The 15632-nt window shown below is 66.2% G+C and carries 14 protein-coding genes and 2 pseudogenes; 11 read left to right on the forward strand and 5 right to left on the reverse strand.

Going from position 1 to position 15632, the window contains the following annotated elements; genetic code table 11:
- Positions 1-556 precede the first annotated feature (556 nt).
- Positions 557-1093 carry a hypothetical protein gene (locus QM806_RS27525; RefSeq protein WP_283293612.1) on the forward strand — a complete coding sequence of 179 codons (537 nt, stop codon included), beginning with the start codon at positions 557-559 and terminating at the stop codon, positions 1091-1093.
- A gap of 933 nt (positions 1094-2026) precedes the next feature.
- On the opposite strand, the gene QM806_RS27535 is transcribed toward QM806_RS27525, so the two are convergent.
- Entirely contained in the window at positions 2027-2539 is a 513-nt protein-coding gene (locus tag QM806_RS27535; protein ID WP_283293420.1) for a hypothetical protein, read from the reverse strand.
- A 570-nt stretch (positions 2540-3109) separates the two neighbouring features.
- Here QM806_RS27535 and QM806_RS27540 point away from each other — a divergent pair.
- Together QM806_RS27540 and QM806_RS27545 are read left to right on the forward strand one after the other, a co-directional pair.
- On the forward strand, positions 3110-4207 hold the full coding sequence (locus QM806_RS27540; protein WP_283293422.1) for a DUF2207 family protein: 1098 nt from the start codon (positions 3110-3112) through the stop codon (positions 4205-4207).
- Positions 4208-4428: 221 nt separating this feature from the next.
- The gene (locus tag QM806_RS27545; protein WP_283293424.1) at positions 4429-4602 is read left to right on the forward strand and encodes a hypothetical protein; all 174 of its coding nucleotides are present in this window, start codon (positions 4429-4431) and stop codon (positions 4600-4602) included.
- Between the two features lie 567 nt (positions 4603-5169).
- Here the strand turns inward: QM806_RS27545 and QM806_RS27550 are convergent.
- On the reverse strand, positions 5170-5661 hold the full coding sequence (locus tag QM806_RS27550; RefSeq protein WP_283293426.1) for a hypothetical protein: 492 nt from the start codon (positions 5659-5661) through the stop codon (positions 5170-5172).
- 477 nt (positions 5662-6138) lie between these two features.
- On the opposite strand from QM806_RS27550, the gene QM806_RS27555 reads away from it, so the two are divergent.
- The 3 genes from QM806_RS27555 to QM806_RS27565 all read left to right on the forward strand — a co-directional run bounded on the left by QM806_RS27555 (position 6139) and on the right by QM806_RS27565 (position 7273).
- Positions 6139-6528: a hypothetical protein gene (locus tag QM806_RS27555; protein ID WP_283293427.1), complete on the forward strand. Its 390-nt coding sequence runs from the start codon at positions 6139-6141 to the stop codon at positions 6526-6528.
- 115 nt (positions 6529-6643) lie between these two features.
- A complete protein-coding gene (locus QM806_RS27560) occupies positions 6644-6844 on the forward strand; it encodes a hypothetical protein (protein WP_271212503.1) in 201 nt (66 codons plus the stop codon).
- Positions 6845-6973: 129 nt separating this feature from the next.
- Positions 6974-7273: a hypothetical protein gene (locus QM806_RS27565; protein WP_283293430.1), complete on the forward strand. Its 300-nt coding sequence runs from the start codon at positions 6974-6976 to the stop codon at positions 7271-7273.
- Between the two features lie 395 nt (positions 7274-7668).
- Here the strand turns inward: QM806_RS27565 and QM806_RS27570 are convergent.
- The 3 genes and pseudogenes from QM806_RS27570 to QM806_RS41470 form a co-directional block, all read right to left on the reverse strand.
- Positions 7669-8347 (reverse strand): annotated as a pseudogene (locus QM806_RS27570) (TerD family protein).
- Between the two features lie 27 nt (positions 8348-8374).
- Entirely contained in the window at positions 8375-9508 is a 1134-nt protein-coding gene (locus QM806_RS27575; RefSeq protein WP_283293432.1) for a DUF475 domain-containing protein, read from the reverse strand.
- 102 nt (positions 9509-9610) lie between these two features.
- Positions 9611-9787, reverse strand: coding sequence for a CD225/dispanin family protein (locus QM806_RS41470; protein ID WP_333782185.1), 177 nt, complete (start codon positions 9785-9787; stop codon positions 9611-9613).
- A 322-nt stretch (positions 9788-10109) separates the two neighbouring features.
- On the opposite strand from QM806_RS41470, the gene QM806_RS27580 reads away from it, so the two are divergent.
- From QM806_RS27580 to QM806_RS27600, 5 genes and pseudogenes are all read left to right on the forward strand, one after another.
- A complete protein-coding gene (locus QM806_RS27580; protein ID WP_271212506.1) occupies positions 10110-10466 on the forward strand; it encodes a hypothetical protein in 357 nt (118 codons plus the stop codon).
- Between the two features lie 620 nt (positions 10467-11086).
- Positions 11087-12892, forward strand: coding sequence for a serine/threonine-protein kinase PknD (locus QM806_RS27585; RefSeq protein ID WP_271212507.1), 1806 nt, complete (start codon positions 11087-11089; stop codon positions 12890-12892).
- Between the two features lie 238 nt (positions 12893-13130).
- Positions 13131-13616, forward strand: coding sequence for a hypothetical protein (locus QM806_RS27590; RefSeq protein WP_271212508.1), 486 nt, complete (start codon positions 13131-13133; stop codon positions 13614-13616).
- A 1164-nt stretch (positions 13617-14780) separates the two neighbouring features.
- Entirely contained in the window at positions 14781-14945 is a 165-nt protein-coding gene (locus QM806_RS27595) for a hypothetical protein (protein WP_283293436.1), read from the forward strand.
- 454 nt (positions 14946-15399) lie between these two features.
- Positions 15400-15632, forward strand: a pseudogene (locus tag QM806_RS27600) (hypothetical protein); the annotation flags it as partial.

The raw sequence follows: 15632 nt of genomic DNA on the forward strand, positions 1-15632 counted from the left end.
CTTCAGCTGAAGACTGAGCATTACTGTTCGTCCAGCGTGACAAAGCCATCCTGTCGGGCATGGATCACAAGGCCGGTCTTGTCGGGTACAGGGCGGCCCGGTGCGGCGTACTTCGCCCGGATTCGGATCAGGTGGGTGTTGATCGTCCCTAGGCTGATTCCGGGTTTGGATGCGGCTGCCTGCTTCGATTCGCTGCGCATCCACAGGCGGAGGATCTCGAGTTACCGGGGAGTGCGGAACGGTCCTCCGTGTGCCTTGTCCTTCCATGCCGCGGTCACCGCCGAGAGTCGTCATGGCGATCTCACCTTCTCGATAGTCGGCATCGGCCTTGCACTCCGGCGAGTACGCCTTCATTACCATCAGTGACATCTGTTCTGCTGAGCCGGTCACGATCGAGTGCTCACGATGTCCTCACTCGGGGGGGACCCCCGTTTCCACCACGGGGTGGGTTGGTTCCTCCCTGTGGTCGGTAGTGGCCGTCGCCTTTCAGCGGAAGCATTGTGCTGCATAGGCCTGTGAGAGTGCGGAGGCCTCTCGGAATTGAAGGAGGAGGAACGTGTTTTACAGGTTTCCGCTGGCGGCGATGTTTGCCGTGTCGTGGGGGGTGATGACCGTGATCATCTTGGCAATATTCTCCGTCGTGGGCAGTGAAGCCGCGCTGTGGGAGTCGCCGTCGTCGACGGATGTCGTTCTCGCTGTCGTGATCGGTATTTTCTTCGGTTCAGTCGTCACTTGCAGCGCACGGCGAGAGCGCCACCACTTCGGTGGAGTCGAAAACGTTGTCGCTTACCGCGACGCCCTACGCACAGGTAGCGTGCCGACGCCGATCGATGTTGTGCGGTGGACGGACTGGATCAACAAGAGCAGGGCGCGGATACGCTTTCAGCCCGCAGTCGGGGTGCTCTTCCTCGTGCTGGGGCTGCTGAACCTGTTCACTGGTCGCGTTCTCTTCCCGGCCGAGAGTGTTCAACCGTTGTGGCTCGCCGCAATGCACTTGCTCATCGCTGCAGTCATAGTGTTCGAGTGGCGCACCACCGTCGTCAGGCTGGACCGGCTGCGCGCGAGGCTCGAGCATTCTCGGCCACCGGCATAGACGCTGTCAGCACATGGTCGCACGCGCGACGGGGTGGCGGAGGGCGGAGGGCGGAGCGAAGAACAGCCTGGTAACGCCTCCAGCTGCGGGTCGACGCCGAGCGTCTTTCCGGTCTCGGCGACGGCGGTGTTGCCGGGGAACGGGGCACCGGTGTCGGGGCCGACGAGAACGAATTCTTCTTCTTCGACGCCGACTTCGGGATGGGTCCCGCCAGGGGGGCGGGTGCGTCCGGTGGGTGGCCGTGTGCGCCGTCGCACACTGGTCGATGCGCAGCATGGCCCGGAGTTGGTCTTACCGCAGACACCGATCGTCGCCCGACTGCCGGCGTCGGCATTGCAGTCGGCCGATGACCCCGGGCACGCGCACAGACAGCACCTCGACGCGCCAGACCGTGAGAGTCTGGCCGCTGCTTCCGGCCAGATTGCATGCACTACTTCGTGTTCCACGGCGCTTCGGGCCTCGAGCCGGTTGACGGACTGAGTGGCTTGGGGTGTCAAGCCCAGTGCTGCATCCACGTCGAGGAGAAGCTGACCTCATATCTGGGTGTCCGGCGTTGAAGTTCGGTCACGACCCGAACAGGGCGCGCAGTCTGCGGGTTCGGCCGCCGGTTCTACAGCAAGGGGTTCCTTCGTGGTGCTGGTTCTATCGCGGCGGGGGTGCCGATTGCTGGGGTGGCGGGAAGTTCCCTGGGCCGGGCAGCTGGGGTCCGTCGGTGCAGAATTGTCCGCTGTCGATGTGGTTCGGTGCGGCGGTTGGGGATTGGGAGTGTGGAAACTGGTTCCCGTACAAGGGGTATCGGCGACGGCGGCAGTGACGGGTCCGACGGTCGCGATTGCCACCGCGATCCGTGTCACGCCCGTCGTGGGTGGCGCGCACCGGCGTCGCCGCGGCGTGATTCGTCCGTGCAGGTGGTGGGGGTTCGTGGGGGTTGTTTTAGGGGGTGCGGTGTTGTGGTGGGTGCACGGTCGTGGGGAAGTGGTCGATGGTGTGGAGTTGGTGGATGGCCCAGATCAGGTAGAAGAGCAGTAGGAAAGGTAGTCCAGCGTCGGAGAGTTGGGGTGTGTATCCGTGGGTGATGGCGATGCCGTACCCGATTGCGACGGCGGTCAGCAGCGCGGCACTGAGCCAGGTGGACCGGAGGAGATGTCGGCGGCGTCGCGCCAGGCGGGTGTGCCCGGGTGTGGGGGTTGGGTGATCGGGGTGGGTGCCGTCGGTGAGGGCGTGGGCGACGGCGACGTCGTTGACGTCGTTGACGTGGTTGCCGCGGTGTAGCCGCAGGTAGACACCGATCCCGACCGCCACGGCCCACACGGCGGTGCCGATGCTCGCCGCCGGGTGGGTGAACGTGTCGGGGTCGGGCAGGACGAGGAGCAGGGCGGCGGTGGTGAGGATCCAGGTCGCCATGGCGGCGATCCAGGCGAGGACGATGTGCCAGAGCTGGTCCATGAAATACCTCCTTGCGACGAAATGTGCGGCTCACCGATGAGTGTTCCGCGGGTCACCGGACACGGCTAGGCCCCGCAGGGGTGAATTTCTCTCCCCCCCTTGTGCGGTGACGGGGCAGTCCTGTTCGTCTGTCGAGCGTTCTCTGGGCCGGTGGTGTGGATGTCGGCGTTGCGGCGGTGGCCGCGTTCCGCGGTGCCCGGCATCGGTGGGGTGGTGGCGCCGTTTTGCTGCTGACGGTTCGTTTGTGGGTGGTGTGTTTCTCGGCGGCGGCGCGGCGGAGGAGGTCACCGCGGTCGCCGGTGTCGGGTCTGTGTCGGTGCGGTCGTGGTGTGGGATGCGTCCTGGACGTGGATGTCGTCCCCCGAGAGGGTGGAGATCTGGGCACCTTGGGGGTGCGTTGTTGCTCCTGTGTGGTCTGGTCGTGGGGTGTGGATGTGTCGAGGATTGCGGTATCGGCATTTTTCCCGGCAGCGAGGTAGGCGAATGTACGACGATGGTGATGAACGCGAGCCCTCTTCTGGTGGGGACGACAGCATCGCGGCGCATGCTCGTTCGGCGGATTGGTCGAGGATGCGCACCGCTGTCGGTGTCGTGGTCGGAGTCTTCGCAGGAATCGGGCTGTTGTGGCCTCTGGTGTGGGGCCCGGCGTCGGATGTGCGGGGGTTCGCCGCGGTCGTCGGCGACTCGTGGGTTCTGGCCGTGGGCGTGGCGGGGTTGTCGGTTGTCGGGTTGGGCGCGGGTCTTGTGTGGTCGCGATATGCGAGCGAGAGGCTGCCCGAGGTGCCGGTGAGGTATGGACCTCGTCCCGGGGTCGGGCCCGCGCAGGCCGAGTACGTGATGCACAAGTGGATCGGGGACAGCGCGCCGGCGGCGACACTGCTCCACCTGGCCGAGCGGGGGGTAGTCCGGCTGGTGTTCGTCTCGGAGGACCTCTGGCGGATCGAGGGGATCGCGGCGCCGGGTCGGTGGGCGCGGATCGACCCGATCTCCCGGACGTTGGCTGGTGCCCTCGGAATCCGGACGCCGGGCGCGGTATTCGTCGCCGATGGCTCGGTGAGATCCGGCTACGTTCTGAAACGGGGTATGGAGGCGATGTCCGATGCGTGCCGGTCGTGGGCGGCGGAGGAGGGTCTGCTCGTGATCTCCGGCCGGACGTGGATCGGACGGGCGATGGTGTGCCTGTGCGCGGTCCTCGCGGCGGTCGGGTTCCTCGGTGTGGTCGGTCCCACGATCCTCGGTCTTCCCTTCGCCGCGTTCGTTATCGGCGCTCTCGGTGTGTTCGCGGCCGGAACGGGTCTTCGGCACACGCCGACGGGGCGACAGGTGTGGGCAGACGCTGCCGGCTTCGAACGGGTGCTGTCGGGTCGGTCGAGTGGGATCAGGTCCGCCGCGATCGGTGAGTGCTTCCTCGCCGCCGTCCCCTACGCCTTCGCGTTCGGTGTCGCCGGCCGGTGGGCGGCGACGTATCGCCGCGCGACCGGACGGCCGGCACCTGACCCCGACTGGTACCCGGCGACCACGTTGGACGACGACGCCGGTTTGTATGCGGATGTCGGATTCAACAATCTCGATGCCACGTTGTGTATGGCCCTCTATCGGCTCGAGGCAGCCGGAACCCGGCCGGATACCGGTGGAGACCACAGCTTCGGGGCGATGTGCGGTTTCTAAAGTGAGAGGGGCCGGAGCCCGACGCGCCGCCGGCAGGTGGGAGCGGCCCTTCCGGCGCATCTGGTGGGATCGCTGCGCTGAGCGCTCGCCGGTTCTGCCGTGGCGGCAGGGAATGGGCCCGCTGATCGTCGATCTTCCCCGGTCCTTGCCGCGCCGGCCCGCCGTGGACGCGGCCGCAGAGGCGCTGCGCGAATGCGGCATCAACGACGTCACGACGCGAAGTGCGCACCACCGCACCCACGGGAGCGGACCTGATCCGACAGTTCACCTTCACCGACTGGACCACGCGCAGGTGTGCGCGCCTGCGTGAGACCGAGTTGTGGGAGCGCCTGGACGCCCCCGACCGGGCAGCGCTGCTGAACATTGCCGTCGGTAGTGCCCCGCCGCGCATCTGACCGACACCGTGCTCCGCACCATGAATGACTCACGCCGGTAACGCATCGGACGTCGAGTGAGCGTCCGGTTTCACATGCCCGGCCGGTCTGACGCCCTGTTCGGCGGGAACTCTGCTGTCGATATCGATGTTTCGTCCGAGATCGGCTCCGCTTGGGCGCCGGTCCGACAGGGGGTGGAGGGCCCGGTGTTCTGCCCGCGGCTTACGACGACCGCTGCCGGACATCACATGGTTCCGGCGGGCGGTCGAGAGCGGTGATGAATTCCTTTATGCATCAGATGAACTCAGGGACATCCCGGACCTGTGTGTGCCGGGAAATCGGCCGAAGAGAGCAGTCCACGAACTGCGACGAGCCGAGGTCACGAAATCCGACAGGGTTCGCGGCCTCGTTTTCATGGTCTGGGACGGTCGAGAGCTGATGGTTGGACTTACCGTAACTAGCGTGAGTAGGGCATACATTGTCGAGTGTTCCTCGTTCGGCTCCGCTGGGCTGGGCACCCGGTCGCCGGAGGGAGGGTTCGGGCGAAGAACGCCCTCTTGGTTGGCGGGAGGCGTGAAGGGTCGAGTGTCACACCGCCGCACTGGAACTATCCGAGCTTCGCTGAGACATGCTTTGATGCAACAGATTGCATTCAGTGTGATCCGCGTAGTGGTGGCCTCCGGTGCCGGTGCCGGTGCCGGTGCCGGAGTCGCCGAGCAGTACGACCGGTTCCCCGGCGTCGAGGTAGCCGCCGGCTGCGAGGTGACCGAGGGCGGCTCCCGGGCACGAGATCGACGTCGAAGTCGGCGAGCCGTTTGATGCGCGGGAACTTCGCGTCGTTGAGGCGGCGGGTCCGGCGGCGTTCGGTGTCGTCGGTCTCGGAGGCCAGGACTTCGGCGAGAACGCCACGTGTGATTGTTGTTCGCGGGCAGCGATTTCGGCGTGCCGGACCGCTTCGGTGCGGATGGTCGGCAAATGCAGCTCGCGGGTGGCCGCGACGATCACGGCCTGGGCTGCGGTGTCGGAAGAAACCATGTCGGCTCTAAAGTTTCCGGTGAGCAGGATGTCGTAGGCGGTCAACGACGGAACGGGCCGGTCGTGTGCTCGGTGTCGGTGAGCCGGATCGAGGTGATGCGGGTGGGCCCCGGATCAGGGGGTGTTCGGCGAGTTGGTGCTCGAGGCCGTCGCGCATGTCGGAGGCGCTGACGGCGGCGAGGTGAGGATGCGGGTGCCGGTGGAGGTGCTGTCGGCGAGCAGGGGTGAGCAGGAGGTGTTCGGTGGCGATGGTGTATCTGATGGACCGTGAGGCCGACGTACCGGGTCTGAGGCCGATGCCGCAGTCCCGGCGGTGTCCGGTGTGACGGACGTCGCCTTTGTACGACGAGCGCAGGCCGTGCGGTTGAGTGCCGAAACCTTGGTGGTCGGTGACGGCACCCGAGGGGGTGGTCTGATCTCAACCCTGTGGCGGAAGACCGGCGACCCTGCGAACGAGCAGGGTGGGAGGTGGCCGAAAAACCCCGGCACCGCCGGGGCCACGACACCAGAAAGGTTCCCAGCATGAAGATTCAGGCACTCCGGACGGCTGTGATCGCCACGACGACACCGTTCCTGCTCCTGGCGGGATTCGGCGCAGCCCACGCGGCCCCCGGGCCCTCGAATCCGGCGGAGTTCAACCATTGCGAGGCGCAGACGCTCGTGTACGACCCGAGCTGCGACGTCGCGCAGCCGGACGGAGAGCTCACGCTTCCGGAAGGTGAGTTTGATCCCTGCGATGCGCAGACGTTGGTGTACGACCCGAGTTGCGACGTCGCGCAGCCGGACGGAGAGCTCACGCTTCCGGAAGGTGAGTTTGATCCCTGCGCGGCGCAGACGTTGGTGTACGACCCGAGCTGCGACGTGACGTCGGGGAACGAGGTGATCGGTGGTGATGGTCCTCCCGCTCCGTGAGGACAGGATTGAAGCGATGATCGCAGTGGGAATCCGCGGGCATGGACACGGCGGAGCGGACTGTGCCGGATTGCCCCGATGAGCTCGGCGTCGACGCGCCCGCTCGGTGTGGAACATGGAACTACGCCGTCGAACCCACCCGACACCGGCGCCGATGCTCCGGTCCGGTGATCTGACGGGCGGGCGGCTCGAGCGGCTGCCCGCCCCGTGGGGCTGTCACGGTGACCGCATCGGCGTTGTCGGCGATATGGTCGTCGCGACTCTCGCCGCCTGTCGGGCCGCGGAGCCGCTCGGCAGCGCCCCGCTCATCGGGTGAGGTGATTGTGCGTACCGCGGATGGGTTTGCCCAGCACACGTCGGAGTGCGATGACCGGGAGAGTGCCTGCACCGGCCTACGTGTGACCGCTGCTGCGGCCCACGCCAGAACTGGCAGTCGGATGCCGGGGTGCCCCTTTCGGCCGAACACCGACTGTCGCGTCGCCGCCACCGCAAGCACCGCGATCGCGGCCAGGCGAAGAAAGCACGTGGGGCCAGCATCCTGGCCATCGCCGCCAGGACCGTCGCGGCGCTGAAAACGATGGTCCGACCGACCGTGCACTGCTGCGATGACCGCCTCGGATGGTCTGCGTCCAGCGGCCCGTTCATCCGTGGAAACCCAGGGGACCGGGAGTTACTCGGAGTCGATCGCCAGGCCCCCGAGCGCGTCGGCCACGGTGAGCACATGCACCGAGACATCGGTGCCTGACGGGATCATGGAGATGTCTGTCGGCGCGCGAGTATTTGCACGCAGGGGTGGACGTCAACCGTGCCAGCAACTCCCGTCGTTCGCCAACGCGACCGCTCCGGCGGGCGCGCGGCGGGCGTTCACAGGGCCTGGGATGCGTCGACAAGATGGCGACCGGGCGGACAGGGAATCGGTCGTTGGGTGGATCGCTATGCGGGCCGAGCACCTGGAGTACGAAGGCCTCGACTTCGTCGTCGGCCCGGTCGATTTCGTCCACGTCGTCAGGAATGTCGCATTCGGGTGAGGAGTGAGTTGTGGTGCGTCACGGTGCTTCCCATTCCCGCTTCGGTTCTTACCGCCTCGCGGCTGCGGGCGGGTCATATTTTGGTAGGCTCGCTCCTCTGCGGTTCGGTGGGTTACTTACTGCCCAGACTGCAGTTCAGGCCCCACCCGTAGGCGCGGTCGAGTTCGTGTTGGCTGCCGTTGATGTACCGGACTTCGCGGGTGACGGTGATTTCGTGTCCGGTGTTCTGCACCAAGGCGATGGCGCAGATCGGTGCGTTGTTGTTCGGTGAGTCCAACCGCACCTCAACCTGGGGGCCAGAGGTGGGGTAGAGGGTGACGACACCGTCGACGGCCGCCCAGTTCGGTGCGCCTTCGTAGATCATCGCGAACACCAGGATTCGCCGGAACATTTCCGGGCGGGCGAGGTTGATCTGCATGTTCTCGCCGCCGACGTTGGTGCCGGTGCGGTCGTCGCCGTCGAGCTGGATGAACGGGTGAGTATTGAGGGCGCCGAAGCTATTACCCAGGGCCTGGACAACACCTTTCGAGCCGTCCGCGAGTTCGTACAGGCAGCGGAGGTCGAGATCGACTCCGCCCGCCGGTGCGGCCGCGGCCGCCAACTTGGCGAAGAAGCCCTTCTTCGGCTGCGGTGCGCCCGTGGACCAGTTCAGGTTGACCCGCATGGCGCCCTGCTGCTCGCCTGCTTTGGTGAGGCTGACGGTGGGAGCGGCTTTTGACAGCGTCACCTTGCTCAGGTTGACACCGCCCTGTGGTGCCCCCGGTGGAGGGTCTGGTGTAGTCGATCGCCATGGTGGCTCCTTGATCTCGGGGTCGGGGTCAGCCGACGGGGACCGATTCGGCCTGGTCGTCGTGGTCGTCAACGGCGATCGGTTCGGGGTTCCGGCGGTTGCGGATGATGCTGGAGATGAAGGCGGCGCCGATGAGGGCGACGCCGACGAGTCCGGTGATGTTCTCGTTGACGTGGTAGCCGATGGACACCAGCAGGATCACGGCCAGTGCGCCGATGGCCCAGTGGGCGCCGTGCTCGAGGTAGATGTAGTCCGACAGGGTGCCCTTGCGGACCAGGAACACCGTGATGGACCGGACGAACATCGCGCCGACGAAGCCGAGGCCGAGGGCGATGATGATCGGGTCGGAGGTGATCGCGAAGGCGCCGATCACGCCGTCGAAGGAGAACGACGCGTCGAGGACCTCGAGGTAGAGGAACAGGAAGAACCCGGCCTTGCCGGTGGCCTTCGCCAGTTGGGTGGGTCCGCCGGATTTGGTGGTCTCGGAGTCCTCGTCACCCTCTTCGGTGTTGAACAGTTCGCCGAGTCCGTTGACGGCGATGTAGGTGATCATGCCGAGGACGCCGGCGATCATCACCGTGGAGACGGTGTCGTCGGGGGCGATGTAGGCGGCGGTGATCAGCAGCAGGGCGCCGGCGATGATGACGGCCAGCTGGTCGAGTTTGCCGATGCGGGCGAGGGGCTTCTCCAGCCAGGACAGCCAGGTGATCTCCCGCTCTTCCAGGATGAAGCCGAGGAACAGCATCAGCAGGAACATGCCGCCGAACGCCGCGATCTGCGGATGCGCGTCGGTGAGCAGGGTTTCGTAGCTGGGGCTGCCGTCGGGGAAGTACGCGGCGTCGTCGGCAGGCGGGTTGAGGGCCAGGTCGAGGGCGGCGACGGGGCCGAGGCCGGAGGCGAGCCACACGATGACGAGGGGGAAGACCAGACGCATACCGAACACCGCGATGACGATGCCGACGGTGAGGAAGATCTTCTGCCAGAACTCGCTCATCCGGCGGAGCACGGTGGCGTTGATGACGGCGTTGTCGAACGACAGCGAGATCTCGAGGATCGACAGGATCACCACGAGGAGGACGGCCTGGGGGCCTCCGTAGAGCGCCGCAATGATGATGGAAATCACCGTCAGGGCGAAGGAGAGACCGAATATGCGCAGAACCACGAAGCGTGGCCTTTCTCTAGTGGGCATGCAGGTGCTACCGCAGGGGGACGGGCGGGGGTTGGAAGGGCTTGTCGTCCAGATGGAGTGGAAGGCCGAGATCAGTCACCACATGGTGAATATGCGTCCGGGACACAGCGCGGTGACGCCCAGTACCCTTGCCCGGGACGATGCGGCGCGGGCGCCATCGACGTCGCCGCTGCACCACCGCGGGAATACTTTCCGCGCGTCACCGAACACGAGAAGGCGAGAGCCGGAAGAAGCCCAGCGCCGCGACCGCACACCCGACGATCAGGGTGGGGCGGCGGGAACTGGGGCGACGGTGGTTCCTCGAGCTCGGTTGGGCCATGAACCCTCCTGGGGCACTCGGTATGTGGGGTGATCGCCCTGTCCACTGTCGTCCGCTGATGCCACGCGAACATCCCCTTCACCGGTGGGACAGTCCCACCCTGCGGATCGCAATACCTTGGGACGGTGCGATTTCGGTGCAGTTCACCGGGTGGGGTCGAGTCCAACCCTGAGGGGGATGAGACGACCCCGCTCGAACCGGCAATGTTGACGGCATCCGAAGCACCACCCCCTCATCCCATACCGGAGGAACACCATGTCGAACACCACCAAGCGCTCCAAGACCACTGTCCGCGCCGTCCTCGTCGGCGCCGTAGCAATCCCGATGCTCATCCTCGGCGCGGGAGCCGCATCCGCAGCGCCGTTCAACTTCGGCAACGACAACAGCGGCGGCAACGGCGGCGGCAACGGCGGACTCAACCTCGGACTGCAGAACAACCAGCAGGGCGGCAAGGGCGGCGGCAACGTCGCGCCCGGCCCCGGCGGCATCCCCGCCGGACCGTTCAACTTCGGCAACGACAACAGCGGCGGCAACGGCGGCGGCAACGGCGGACTCAACCTCGGGCTGCAGAACAACCAGCAGGGCGGTGCCGGCGGCGGCAACGTCGGATAGCCGTCGCGGAAGGGTGAGTGACCAACACTCACCCCTTTCCGTTCCGAGCCGCGCACTCGTGTGCCACGCCTGATCCACGCGGTGTCCCGGCGACCATGCTGGGCTGAACATGGATGCGGCTGCGGCTGCGGCTGCGACGGTCGACAACCGGTCAGGTAGGCGGCGACGCCCGTCCGGCCGCCGCCGTTCGTCACCGACCACGACCTGCCCTCCGTGCTCCTATGCCCGGTGGGCAGGTCGCCGCCGTGTTCGACGCCGCCGGACGAGCCTGGGGCGGACGCCTACCCATCGGGCATCGATCTGATCTGGCACAGCAACTCTTCGCAGAGTGTGGGTGCCCCGACTCCGACAGGACTACTGAAGGCGGGGCGCAACACGGCACCCGAGGTGTCGGATGGGTGCGGCCGTCTCGTCGACAGCTCGCAACACCGAGCCCGCGGATCCACCGGTCGAAACAACGAGGATCCGCCGAATACCGCCCGCCGGCGTCCACCAGCCCGTCGGCAAGCCGGCGAGCACGCCCACCGGCACGATCGCCGTTCCTCGGGTGCGCTGTGCGGGTGTTCCCCGGGTCCGGGTGTGCGGTTCAATGGAAAGGTCGCGAAGGCGGTGCGGACGAGATGAACAATGTGCTCGAACCCGGGTCGACGTTCGCCGGGTACACCATAGAACGCGTTCTCGGGCGAGGTGGAATGGGGACGGTCTACCTCGCCCAGCACCCGACGCTACGCCGAAAAGTCGCCCTCAAGCTGCTCGACTCCTCCTGGGTCGACGATGACTACGTTCGGAGCCGATTCGAATCCGAAGCCGACCACGTCGCTCAACTCGAGCACTCCAACATCGTGACCGTCTACGACCGGGGCCGGATCGGCAACCGGCTGTGGATCTCCATGCAATACGTTCCCGGTATCGATGCCAGGGCGGCGGTCTCCGCCGGACCCATCGACATCGTGCGAGCAGTGCACATCGTCACCGAGACCGGGCGAGCGCTCGACTATGCACATCGCGCGGGGATCCTGCACCGCGACGTGAAACCGGCAAACATCCTCCTCGCTCCCGGTGAGCCCGAACGCGTGCTCCTCACCGACTTCGGCACCGCCAAGGCATTCGACGAAACCCACCACCTCACGAAAACGGGAATGCTCGTAGCCACGCTGCACTACGCCGCACCCGAGCAGATCACCGGCGAGGAACTCGACGAACGCGTCGACATCTACGCACTCGGCTGCACGCTCTATCACCTGCTGACCGGCGAACCCCCCTATCAGGGCACCGCCGCATCCACCGTCATGCACGGCCACCTCAACGGCGCCATCCCCAGGCCGAGCACCCGCCGCGGCGACCTGCCCGGCGACTTCGACATCGTCATCGCCAAGGCGCTCGCCAAACATCGCGAGAACCGCTACCCCACCTGCCAAGCACTCAGCGACGACGCCGGCATCGCCCAGCGGGCAACGCCGGACGTCGAGACCCGACCTGCCCACCCGGCCCCCGGCGCCGAACACATGTTCACTCGATCACCCGGCCCGGGCCCCTCCGACGATGTCGATCACCTCGCAAGGACCGACTCCACCGGCTGGTGGCGCCGGCGTTCGTCGGTCCTGGCCGCACTACTCGTGGTGGTCATATCCGCGGCCACCACGGCGTATCTCGTGTGGCCGTCGCCGCAGGACACGAACCAAATGGTGGTGCCGTTCAGCGACCTCAGCGACCCCTTCGGCGTGGCGGTCGACGCAGACGGACACGTCTACGTCAGCGACTACCAGCGGGACCAGGTCCTGAGGTACGACGCCGACACACACACCACCACAACACTGCCGTTCACCGGGCTGTCCCGTCCCATGGGGATCGCCATCAACGCAGAAGGCACCCTTTACGTTGCGGACTCCGCCAACAACCGAGTCGTCGCCCTCGAGTCCGGATCTGATCAACAACGGGAACTGCCGTTCACCGATCTCAACGTTCCGATCGCGGTCGCAGTACACGGCTACGGTGACCTCTACGTCGCCGATGCACTCAACAACCGCGTGGTGGTTCTCCCACACGCATCGAATACACCGACCGACCTTCCATTCCCGGTCGTCATCGGTCCCTACTCCGTGGCCGCCAACGACCAGGGCGATGTGTATGTGACGACCGCGAATAGCCAGGTCAGCGTGCTCAGATCAGCCACGAACACGGTGTCGGTTCTTCCATTCGACAACCTCGACGGGGCCGACGGCATTGCGGTCGGCCCCGACGACGCCGTATACGTCAGCGACAACCAAAACGACCGAGTCGTGATGCTGCCCGCCGGCTCCCAGGAGCAGACCGTGCTGCCGTTCACCGGTCTCAGCGCGCCGGTAGGAATCGCGATCGGCAACGGCGGCGAGGTCTATGTCGTCGACGGCGACAACAAGCGCGTGGTCACGCTGCCGACCACTTGAGAACCAGCGAGCCCTGAGCACCTCGATGTCAACGCGGTGACCACCAGGGCCATCGCGCGGCCCGCTGGCGACCGCCGGTCCGATCAATCGGACTTCCCGCGGCACGCCTCCTCGAGAGGGTTCCCGGGGGTGGGTGGACTGCACACCCCAGGGGGATTCGTGGAGCTCTGGGGGAGCGGAGACTGAAATCGTCTCGCAGGTATCCCGCCACACCAACCAACATCCAGGAGTACTTCTCGTGTCGTTCCCCGAGTCCCTCGCTTTCGGAATGCTCTTCGCAGCCACCTGTCTCGTTGTGGGCAAATTATATGGGCACTGGCGGCTACGCACCGGACAGTTCCAGCCCGAAGAATTCCTCGTACGCAACGCGATTGAGCATGGCGTTCCACTGCCTGACGATGCAGACGGAGAGGTCGTTCAGGAGCTGTTGCGCCGACGAAGCCGAGCGCAGAAACGGTCGCTCGTCATCTCTGCCCTCGGCGCCGGGTTGTGGTCGGTTGGCCTCGTGCTGGGGATCCTCGAGGAGGGCGCGGACAGCATCGGCTGGACTGAGGTCATGTACGTCGCTTTCCTGCCTTGGTCGCTGTGGGATACCGCCCGTCGCCTCACTCGGATCCGCGCGTTGCTCGCACAGGTTGATGCCCTACGCCGTTCAGGCAGACCTGCCCACAGCAGCGCACATTCTGCAGATACGGTACGTGTCCATCGCCGCTCCGCGAGCTGAGCGGACTGCCCAGTCGTGCACGCGATAGGACGCTGTCCACCCCGGTCTCCCGTCGGTGTCCGCGGTCCCCGGCGTCCGCCGCACCCTTGAGGAGATGGTTCCGCGTGCGGCGGTGTAAGCCGACAGCACATCACCACGGCGGCGCCGTGGTGATGTCCTCAGACTGCGGCGGACCCACCCTCTACGGGCAAGGTCACACCGGTGATGAACCGTGTTTCTTGAGAAGCGAACACCAACGCGTTGGAGACGTCGACCGGTCCGACCCCAGGGTTGAGGAAGGCCAACAGTGCGGGTCGCAGCGAATCCTCGTATGTCGGATCTCGCGTCCGGTAGGAGCAGCCACCAGACGGCGCCGTTGAGGATCAGACCGGTGTTGCAGGTCGCCGGTGCGGCACCAACGGACGCGGAGGGAGTGCGGCACCGCAAGTCTGCCCTGCCTGCGAACATCGATTCTTCCGTGGTGAGGGGTGCGCATCAGTCCGATGACGATGTGCATCGATACCGTGTGACCGAACCCGGCGAGGCCTCCGACACGGGCTCCGAGGAGGTGGTGACGACGGAACCACACCCGTCCCCACGGAAATAGGCTGCGGCACAGCGGCTGTGAAGCCGCAGACGCCGGTCACGTTGACATCGACGCCCTCGCGCCGTCCATCGGCCGATGCCGCGGATCTCATCGCCGAATGGGGAGAACCCGCGTTGGCTGCACCGATGCGCGGGCGACCGAACTCGGCGACCGCGCAGGCGAGGCATACCTCAGGTGCGCCGAAGTCGCGGACATGAATGGTGCAAGCGATGATTCGGCGCACCCGAGCCTTTCAACGATCGAACCGGATCCGCGAAATCCCTCCTCGATAGCGCCTGGTGGAACGGGGAGGTTCGCCCGACCTCGCCACACACCTCGACCGCGATGATGTCAGCGCCCTTCTCGGTGAGCCGTTTCGGTGTGGCTGCGGCGGCGGCCGCGCGCTGCCCCGGTGACGAGCGCGGCCGTCTGCCCGGCCGCGACCAGTCGGCTCGCTGTCGTCGGAGAAGATCACCCGGGCATTCGATGATCTGGCTGCCGACACCGCCACCCGGTCACGTTCCGGAGCCCGATGTGCACCGGCGAGAAGCTGTCGGTGCGTCTGGTTCTCACCACAGCGGCCGAGCAATCGGAGGCCGGTGACCTGGCACGTGGTGAGCGATCTCCCGGTGCACCATGGGATGGAGACTCGGTCGCGCCGGCGGATGCTGGTCGACGACCACGACACGCTCACCCTCGACGGCGAAGTTCCGATCGCCGACGGGTCGTCGGTCCGGCTGAATGGTTCGTGCCGGTCGATGTGAGCCGGGCCGGTGACCCGATCGTGGGCACCAGTTCTGAACATTCCGCTCTTTCCAGGTCCGGCAGCCCGCCACGAGTGGTGACCGTTCGGCGATGGTGACCTCGCCGCCGCCGCCGGTTGTAGGTGGCGTGGCTGCCCATCTGCTCGCGGTGGTCAACGTCGGCTGTGTCGGCCGATCCTGCACAAGCTCGGCGACGTGCGCGGTGCGGATCGGTGTCGATGCGTCGGCCCGTACCGGGTGGGTGACGGCTACCGGCGGCCAACTCAGTACGAGCAGTTCCGCGAACGAGGGGATGGCCCAGGAATGTGGCGAACGGTGACCATGGCAGTCGGCTCTGCCGTGGGGTGAAGGATGATCACTCCTGAGGGGGAGGTGCGGCCAGGTGCTGGCGAGACAGTATTGGTGGCATAGAAAGCAAGACGGGCTTTCATCGACTACAACGGAGGATTCACCTATGTCGTACCACCCCACCCAGCTCACGGTCCGCGTTTTCATCGCCGGCGGGGCCGCGGTCACAGCACTGATGTTCGGCGCCGGGGCAGCGTCTGCGACGCCAACCCCGGTCGATGTGCCGGTCAATGTCGTGAATGACAATGGCGGCGGTGCCGGTGGCGGCAACGGTGGGATCAATATCGGTCTGGAGAACAACCAGCAGGGCGGCGCCGGTGGCGGCAACCAAGTTCCGGG

Origin of the sequence: Rhodococcus sp. IEGM 1351 (assembly GCF_030056875.1) — a bacterium.
Taxonomy (GTDB): Bacteria; Actinomycetota; Actinomycetes; order Mycobacteriales; family Mycobacteriaceae; genus Rhodococcus_F; species Rhodococcus_F opacus.

What these genes read in the sequence shown, in the direction of transcription:
- QM806_RS27535 (WP_283293420.1), bottom strand. Translation starts at nt 2,539, where the DNA reads ATGGACCAGCTCTGGCACATCGTCCTCGCCTGGATCGCCGCCATGGCG.
- QM806_RS27585 (WP_271212507.1), top strand. Translation starts at nt 11,087, where the DNA reads ATGAACAATGTGCTCGAACCCGGGTCGACGTTCGCCGGGTACACCATA.
- QM806_RS27540 (WP_283293422.1), top strand. Translation starts at nt 3,110, where the DNA reads ATGCGCACCGCTGTCGGTGTCGTGGTCGGAGTCTTCGCAGGAATCGGG.
- QM806_RS27560 (WP_271212503.1), top strand. Translation starts at nt 6,644, where the DNA reads ATGGAACTACGCCGTCGAACCCACCCGACACCGGCGCCGATGCTCCGG.
- QM806_RS27580 (WP_271212506.1), top strand. Translation starts at nt 10,110, where the DNA reads ATGTCGAACACCACCAAGCGCTCCAAGACCACTGTCCGCGCCGTCCTC.
- QM806_RS27555 (WP_283293427.1), top strand. Translation starts at nt 6,139, where the DNA reads ATGAAGATTCAGGCACTCCGGACGGCTGTGATCGCCACGACGACACCG.